Origin of the sequence: Paenibacillus albiflavus, from assembly GCF_004344915.1 — a bacterium.
Lineage (GTDB): Bacteria > Bacillota > Bacilli > Paenibacillales > NBRC-103111 > Paenibacillus_AM > Paenibacillus_AM albiflavus.
In genome coordinates, this window is sequence record NZ_SKFG01000033.1 from 24,124 (window position 1) to 30,534 (window position 6,411).

The window sequence follows — 6,411 nt, forward strand, 5'->3', positions numbered from 1 at the left end:
TCATTTCTACATTCAAGGCATATTAATCGTTATCTATTAAGATAACTTCTAAGAACTTTAGAATAGAAGTACTTGTGGTATATAATGTTCGACTGAGTAGAATACTCGATTAGCTTCTTTTTGACTAAAATAGTCAATTCGTTTCAGATAGATTTCATTATCATGAAGCCTGAGATTCTTAATGCTCTGAATTTCCTTCAGCAATCGATCACCTGTAACATTAGCAATAGTGCTACTTAGTGTTTGCACCGTCTCTAAAACGCATAATATACTTCTTTCCCTTCAAGAAAATCTCGACAAAGCGTATTACATATTTTTGAAGCGTGCTCTTTTATCCAGCCGTTCTTCTCAGAATCATTAATAAAAAATACATAACTAATGAAAATATCCATAAATATTTGTCCTTCAATGTACCTAATATCATCAAATGAAAAGCTTGTTTTAGAAGCATAGCCATCCAAAAACGTTTTTCTCAACTCACTTTTTAGCATTGAAGATGCACTGCCCAAATCAAATAAGTAGTATCCGTAACCAAATAAGCAATAATCTATTAAGAAAGGATATTGATTTTGTTCTGACACAATGACATTCCCCAGTTGAAAATCAGCATGAATGTATCCCCAGGTGTTTTCCCTAGAGTCCAGTTCTACTAACTGTTCTTTTACTATGGATAGAACGCTGTTAATAACATCATAATCCTCCTGATTAAGGATAGCATTGTTTGTACCCTGTCGAAGTTCTGTTAACGTTTCATCAATCCTTTTGGCGTTGTAGACTGGTCTATGTAACTCCAATGGCATTAGAGTTTGTGAAAATTCATGTAAACTGGCGAGATTTTCCCCTAATCTATAGATAATTTGATCTATGTTGTCTTCATTTTGGCTAAGAGTCGAGCCTTCGATCCATTCTAGAAGAGTTGCATAACTGGTACCAAATTGATCAGAAATATATTCTGTAACCAATTCACCTTCTTTATTTAAAACAGGTCTCTGAACTTTTAGTATGTTTTTTTGATCTATTTCTCGAAGAAAAACCATTTCTGACTGTAATCCATCTCGAGTATGTTGTAAGCCTGAAAACCCGTCAGATATTGGTTTATGTATACGTAACAAGTACTTCCTGTTATCAGGTTTGTTTGTCACTTTAAATGTAATATTTTCATTATGTCTAATGAATTCAATGATCGGCTCAATGAATGAATAGTGCATTAATACTTTCTCGGCCTCGATTAACACAAAACTTCCCTCCTTCAGGTCTAGAACATCCTTGATATATTGTAACATTGCTCGTTGATTTTTGGATAAATAACTATATTTAAATTATCCGTTTGTTGTATTTATTGAGCTATCCTCCGTTAGTTCAACATATTTAATCCTATTTTTTGAAAAACGACAGATATTCGGCAGTACAGTCACACATTTGAGTACTTGAATAATCTAACTATTATGATGATCATCCGATAACGATGATTCCAAATGGAGGTGATTATGATAAGCAATAAAATCATAAAGGGTAAATCGATATCAAAATCTAAACTATCTTACAAGGATTCGAAGTATGGTTTCAGCCTACAGCTTCCTAGATGGTGGAAGAGATTCATAATCGTTAAAAGAAAAAAGCAGTTGATCGATGCTGAGTACGGCGTATTTTTCATCTTTAAATACAAAGGTAAGGTTTATGAAGAGGTGTTGTCTCTGCTTGTTTTCCGGATGACTCGGAAGCAATGGCGAAATAAAGGCTATGATGACTCCCCTATTATCTTCCTTGCAGAGCGAAATGGTTTAATTTATGCATATACGGTTCCGGAAGAACTTCCTGAAGATTTTCTCAACAAATCGAAACAGGACTACGATTACAGAAGATACGGCAGACCGATACGCCTTCTTAAACGTATGGTCAATGAGGACGTTCCGAGAATTGTCAGAACGCTGGGGTTAGAGTGAATATATGAAAAGAGAAGGATGTTCGGTAAATATGAACGTCCTTCTCTTTCTTTTGAGCAAAAAAACAACAGTTGTTTAAGATACGTTAGCGGTCAAAATGTGGTTAAGACGCTCACATCGGCTTCTTTAAAATGGCTTAACGACCATAAGCACCAATATGGCAATCATCAGCAGCTGTGCTGCCGTCTCGATTGGGATGATCTTTTTTATCAACAGTCCGAACTCGGTGGGTATTTCATTACCCTGGTCTTGACTTTCAGATATGATCTTTATGATCTTTTTCATACGCGGCTCGATCAATCCGTCGATCATGACGACCATGAGCAGCGATAAAAGGATGGATACATTTAGCCACAATTGGGATAACCCCATCTTGGTTATGATCATAAGCCAAACCCCAGTTAAAATAAGTACGGCTCCGCCAATTTTAGGCATTATGGCAAGTTTGGTCGTTATACCAAAAGCAAAGTGCAGTTGGCCGACGGTTTTAGCGGATCTTCGAATGATGGGCATCACGAAAGCGGGGCCAATTATGGCGATCGAAGCCAATATATGCAAAACGAGTAGTATTCCATACAAACCCATTATCCCCCTTCTCCTCAGCGCACTGTAATATTGCTTTGGTAGGCTAAACCGACCCTTTTTCTTTTAAACGCTCCTTCGAGCTCAAGATGGTCCAACATACATATTGCGACATCGTCATAAGCAACATTCAGCTCTTGAAGTCGGCTGAACAAGTGACCGGCTATATCTGTCTCGGAATATTCCTTGATCGTCTCCGGAATTGGAATGGGCAAGGTTTCCGTTGTTACATGTAGATGAACCGGATCTGCATGCTCTCTCGAATCAATCATTGTTCCTGGACACATAATGGACCAATCGAGATGAGTCTTTTGTAGCCTTTCGAAATTCCGGTTGTGATTTCTATACTCAGGTGGGAAGCCGGGTAAATTGTTGCCGATAAGATCAGTATATGGAATATCCAGCAGGCCGGCTCCTCCCATTATCCATACTCGCCCAGAGAAACTAGGTTGGAATTCACATTGGCTTATAATGTTATCGACGATACGAACAAACTCTTCTCCCTGGCCCGCATGGCCGGCTGCAATAATAGCGGCGTCTTGATGCGCGAGCGCCTCACCGACGCTCACCGGGTCCATAATATCGTCCACGATCACCTTCACATGCTTTGCGGAATGTTCACCTAATTGATCATAAAGCTTCTCAGAATTTCGCACAAATGCGGTCATTTCATGCCCCATTTTTATCCCTTGTGCCAACACTCTTCTCCCTGTATTCCCCGTCGCTCCAAAAACAATAATTTTCATTGTTCTTTCCTCCTCTTAACTGGACCCCAATATTTGGTTAACTCAAGCTTAGCATCGCTTCAAAATTATGTTAAGAACCCACTTTAAAGTAGGGTACTTACTTAAAAGTAAGCATGACAGAAAGGGATACCATAATGATACGCGGAGGTCGGGATAATTAATTCATATCAGGAGTGCGACTGTAGGTAAACAAAAGCTGCCCGGAATCCCGTGGCAGTTTTTGTTTTTGAGTTGATTGAATTAGTGTACAAGTTCATTGAACCAGCTTTATGACGCTGACTCTTCATATTTCTGCTTATTATGATTTTTTCCCCAAGCACACATAACTTCTACTACAGGAATCAATGTTCTGCCGTATTCACTAAGAGAATATTCTACTTTTGGAGGGATAGCAGGGTAGACCATTCTATCGACTATGCCTTCTCGTTCCAAATCTCGGAGATGTTGTGATAGCATTTTTTGTGAAACATCAGGTATAAGCTTTTCCAGATCGTTGAATCTCTTTTTGGATTCAATCAAATGCCATAAAATCATTGGCTTCCATTTGCCACTTAAAACATGAATGAGTGTCTCAACTGGACATTCATGCTGATGAATCATTGATAAATCATCCCCTTACTTTTAAGTAAGTGTATTACCTAAAATTAACATAACAAAATTTTACAATAGCGCTACAATCAAGTCAATCATTGAAACTAAAAAGAGAGCTGATGACAAAATGACTTCCCCGTTACTTCTGCTACACGGACATCCCGAAACACACATTGCCTGGCACAGAGTTGCCGGAACGCTTGCAAAAAAGTTTACTGTGGTTTTAACTGATCTACGGGGTTACGGTGACTCTAGCAAACCGGAAGGGGACCAAGACATATTCATTATTCGAAAAGAGAGATGGGACGCGATCAAATACAAGTGATGAACACCCTTGGATTCAAGCAATTCCAAGCAGTGGGTCATGACCGAGGTGGACGGGTTCTTTTTCAGATGATGTTAGATCATCCTTATTCAGTGGAGAAAGCTGTTGTTCTTGACATTGCTCCTACAACTGAAATGTATGCTCACACCGATCAGGAATTTGCCACTAAATATTTCTGGTGGTTTTTTCATATTCAGCCCTCCCCAATACCTGAGTACATGAGTTTGAGTGAGAAATCTAAATCTTATCGAGGGAGCTTAATCAAAATTAAAACCAGTCGGGATTTTCCTCCCTGGTAATTACACCATCCAAAGGGAATACCATGTTAAAAAATTTTCCAGTATAAGCTTCAAGAATGACCGCTACTCCATCAATATGGATATACCAAGTTCTATTGCCAGTTACTTTACTCCACAGCGTATCATTATTTAACAAACTCATCTGAACAATATTTGTGTTATACGTCAAATTCAACTTTTGGTTTACTGTGTCAAGGTACATTTTTGCTTTGAATATAGCCTCATGTTCCGTGAGAATAGGTTTTTGGACTTGAAAAAAACCTAAAATGATAATCACTATTATCAATAAAATAATAGAGTAGCCAATCTTTTTCTTAACAGCCATCCTCCTCTCGCTCCTTTACTTTCTTATCAAAATACCTTCTTTGTTTAATTGGGTCATTAACTCTGAATATGCATTAATAATTTCTGCACTAAAGCTGGTTTTAACAGTTGAGATCGGCATATCTTCTTGTAAAGAAAATCTATCCAGCAGGTATTCGCGTAAACGTGGATGTTAAGTATATAATCTTAATTGAAAAGGAGGTGCTGTATCTAAATGGAATTTATAGAAACAGGACTAAAACTATTTGTGTTTATAATAGTTATTTCACTATTCTTTGCTTTGGTAGGGTTCCTAGTCAAAAAAAATCTAAGTGACTTCTTTCAAGGTTTTTCTAGAATAATAATAAAAATTTTTAGTTCAATTAAAGAAATTTATAGAAAAACGGGCTGACAATAGGATTCTAAACTACCCGTTCGTATTATGACATCAACCAGAATTTTGCATTATTTGATCGTCCAGGGAATGGGTGTGATCTTATTGTTCTCCCAGTCTTCTCTGATCACTGCGTAGCCGACGGAGTCAAATAATTGTCCAGCTTGGCTCCAAGATTTACGATGATAAGCCTCCAAGACGAATATCGACTTTGCAAACAACGCCCGCATAAGTACGTTATCGACCCTGGTATGTCCTTCTATTCGGATTGCCTCTGGAAATTCAGAAAACGCGTACGAGACAATCCACCTTAAAGCTTGAACGCCAACACCTTTTCCCCGATGCTCGCTGCGGATTCTTAAATCAAACATAATAATAGGATCAGAGACATCGAAAAATCGGATCAACCCGATTTTCTACTCCTCGTCTTCACAAAAATCCAGAACGTTCGAGTATTCTCATTGTGATAGGCGCCATCTTCATAAGCCTTTCTGACATCCGATTCAGTAGGGTTCTCAACTCCATGATAAGGCCAGCTATCTGATGTGAGGAACTGTACGAGCTCCTCAACTTCCTGTTTAACAGATAAAAAAGAGATGTTCACGTAAATAACCCCTTTCTGTAGCTATGTGTATATTCTATATTTTCAAAAAGCGACGACGCAGGAATGTAATGTTAGCTGATGTCAACGACCTCTTCGAGTAACTTATAGTTTATTTTAACTTTAGTTTATATATAATCTCGCCATCTTGGTTCTCTTTATCTTGATTGACAAATCCTAATTTCTCGTAAAGTTTTCTAGCGTGATTATTATTTTTTTCGATTGTTAAAGAGATTACTTCGCATTGTCTGTTCATTTCCTGAATGAATTCTAATATTCTTTTAAGAGATTGTATTCCTAATCCCATCCCTTGATATTCCTTGTCTATTTGAAAGCCACCGATCCAGTAATTATTAGTACTATTAGGTGTATAGGAAAGATAGAAAAATCCGAATGTTTTATCATCCTTACACAAAATATATGGATCAAAAGCCTCATCCCACGGTTTTATATAAGCCCATGCTAAAGATTCGATAACAGAAGGCACAAGCTTCTCTTGTGATTTGAGTAAAGATATCGAGAGAGCTTCTTCCCAATTATTTTTATCAATTGGTTCTATGCGGATTAGATTCATTTTTTATATTCCTTTCAATTTTCCATCACAATTTCGTTGATTTCAGCTAACGT

General features: G+C 37.7%; 11 protein-coding genes. 3 read left to right on the forward strand and 8 right to left on the reverse strand.

The window, feature by feature from the left end; translation table 11 throughout:
* Positions 1 to 254: 254 nt before the first annotated feature.
* A complete protein-coding gene (locus tag E0485_RS21300; protein WP_165921251.1) occupies positions 255 to 1,235 on the reverse strand; it encodes a phosphotransferase enzyme family protein in 981 nt (326 codons plus the stop codon).
* Positions 1,236 to 1,487: 252 nt separating this feature from the next.
* Here E0485_RS21300 and E0485_RS21305 point away from each other — a divergent pair, with 252 nt between their 5' ends.
* Complete coding sequence (locus tag E0485_RS21305; protein ID WP_132420097.1) at positions 1,488 to 1,943, forward strand: hypothetical protein; 456 nt, start codon at positions 1,488 to 1,490, stop codon at positions 1,941 to 1,943.
* 126 nt (positions 1,944 to 2,069) lie between these two features.
* On the opposite strand, the gene E0485_RS21310 is transcribed toward E0485_RS21305, so the two are convergent.
* The 3 genes from E0485_RS21310 to E0485_RS21320 all read right to left on the reverse strand — a co-directional run bounded on the left by E0485_RS21310 (position 2,070) and on the right by E0485_RS21320 (position 3,871).
* Positions 2,070 to 2,528 carry a DUF2269 family protein gene (locus tag E0485_RS21310; RefSeq protein WP_132420098.1) on the reverse strand — a complete coding sequence of 153 codons (459 nt, stop codon included), beginning with the start codon at positions 2,526 to 2,528 and terminating at the stop codon, positions 2,070 to 2,072.
* A 14-nt stretch (positions 2,529 to 2,542) separates the two neighbouring features.
* Complete coding sequence (locus E0485_RS21315) at positions 2,543 to 3,271, reverse strand: NAD(P)-dependent oxidoreductase (RefSeq protein ID WP_132420099.1); 729 nt, start codon at positions 3,269 to 3,271, stop codon at positions 2,543 to 2,545.
* 267 nt (positions 3,272 to 3,538) lie between these two features.
* Positions 3,539 to 3,871 (reverse strand): winged helix-turn-helix transcriptional regulator, encoded by a 333-nt coding sequence (locus E0485_RS21320; RefSeq protein ID WP_132420100.1) that lies wholly within the window; start codon positions 3,869 to 3,871, stop codon positions 3,539 to 3,541.
* A gap of 118 nt (positions 3,872 to 3,989) precedes the next feature.
* Between E0485_RS21320 and E0485_RS25955 the strand changes: the two genes are divergently transcribed.
* Both E0485_RS25955 and E0485_RS25960 read left to right on the forward strand, forming a co-directional pair.
* Complete coding sequence (locus E0485_RS25955; protein WP_207911031.1) at positions 3,990 to 4,187, forward strand: alpha/beta fold hydrolase; 198 nt, start codon at positions 3,990 to 3,992, stop codon at positions 4,185 to 4,187.
* A complete protein-coding gene (locus tag E0485_RS25960) occupies positions 4,142 to 4,486 on the forward strand; it encodes an alpha/beta fold hydrolase (protein ID WP_407944868.1) in 345 nt (114 codons plus the stop codon). Before E0485_RS25955 ends, E0485_RS25960 begins: the two co-directional genes overlap by 46 nt.
* On the opposite strand, the gene E0485_RS21330 is transcribed toward E0485_RS25960, so the two are convergent.
* The 4 genes from E0485_RS21330 to E0485_RS21340 all read right to left on the reverse strand — a co-directional run bounded on the left by E0485_RS21330 (position 4,455) and on the right by E0485_RS21340 (position 6,358).
* Positions 4,455 to 4,811 carry a hypothetical protein gene (locus tag E0485_RS21330; RefSeq protein WP_132420101.1) on the reverse strand — a complete coding sequence of 119 codons (357 nt, stop codon included), beginning with the start codon at positions 4,809 to 4,811 and terminating at the stop codon, positions 4,455 to 4,457. The genes E0485_RS25960 and E0485_RS21330 overlap by 32 nt on opposite strands.
* A gap of 443 nt (positions 4,812 to 5,254) precedes the next feature.
* Positions 5,255 to 5,590, reverse strand: coding sequence for a GNAT family N-acetyltransferase (locus tag E0485_RS25595; protein WP_235857666.1), 336 nt, complete (start codon positions 5,588 to 5,590; stop codon positions 5,255 to 5,257).
* Positions 5,587 to 5,787: a hypothetical protein gene (locus E0485_RS25600; protein WP_235857667.1), complete on the reverse strand. Its 201-nt coding sequence runs from the start codon at positions 5,785 to 5,787 to the stop codon at positions 5,587 to 5,589. The genes E0485_RS25595 and E0485_RS25600 overlap by 4 nt, the downstream gene beginning before the upstream one ends.
* A 109-nt stretch (positions 5,788 to 5,896) precedes the next feature.
* Entirely contained in the window at positions 5,897 to 6,358 is a 462-nt protein-coding gene (locus tag E0485_RS21340) for a GNAT family N-acetyltransferase (RefSeq protein WP_132420102.1), read from the reverse strand.
* Positions 6,359 to 6,411: the final 53 nt, after the last annotated feature.

Bases quoted from the DNA above. Each gene is read 5' to 3' on its own strand.
- E0485_RS21310 (WP_132420098.1), bottom strand. From the start codon at position 2,528: ATGGGTTTGTATGGAATACTACTCGTTTTGCATATATTGGCTTCGATC.
- E0485_RS21315 (WP_132420099.1), bottom strand. From the start codon at position 3,271: ATGAAAATTATTGTTTTTGGAGCGACGGGGAATACAGGGAGAAGAGTG.
- E0485_RS25955 (WP_207911031.1), top strand. From the start codon at position 3,990: ATGACTTCCCCGTTACTTCTGCTACACGGACATCCCGAAACACACATT.
- E0485_RS21340 (WP_132420102.1), bottom strand. From the start codon at position 6,358: ATGAATCTAATCCGCATAGAACCAATTGATAAAAATAATTGGGAAGAA.
- E0485_RS21305 (WP_132420097.1), top strand. From the start codon at position 1,488: ATGATAAGCAATAAAATCATAAAGGGTAAATCGATATCAAAATCTAAA.
- E0485_RS21320 (WP_132420100.1), bottom strand. From the start codon at position 3,871: ATGATTCATCAGCATGAATGTCCAGTTGAGACACTCATTCATGTTTTA.
- E0485_RS21330 (WP_132420101.1), bottom strand. From the start codon at position 4,811: ATGGCTGTTAAGAAAAAGATTGGCTACTCTATTATTTTATTGATAATA.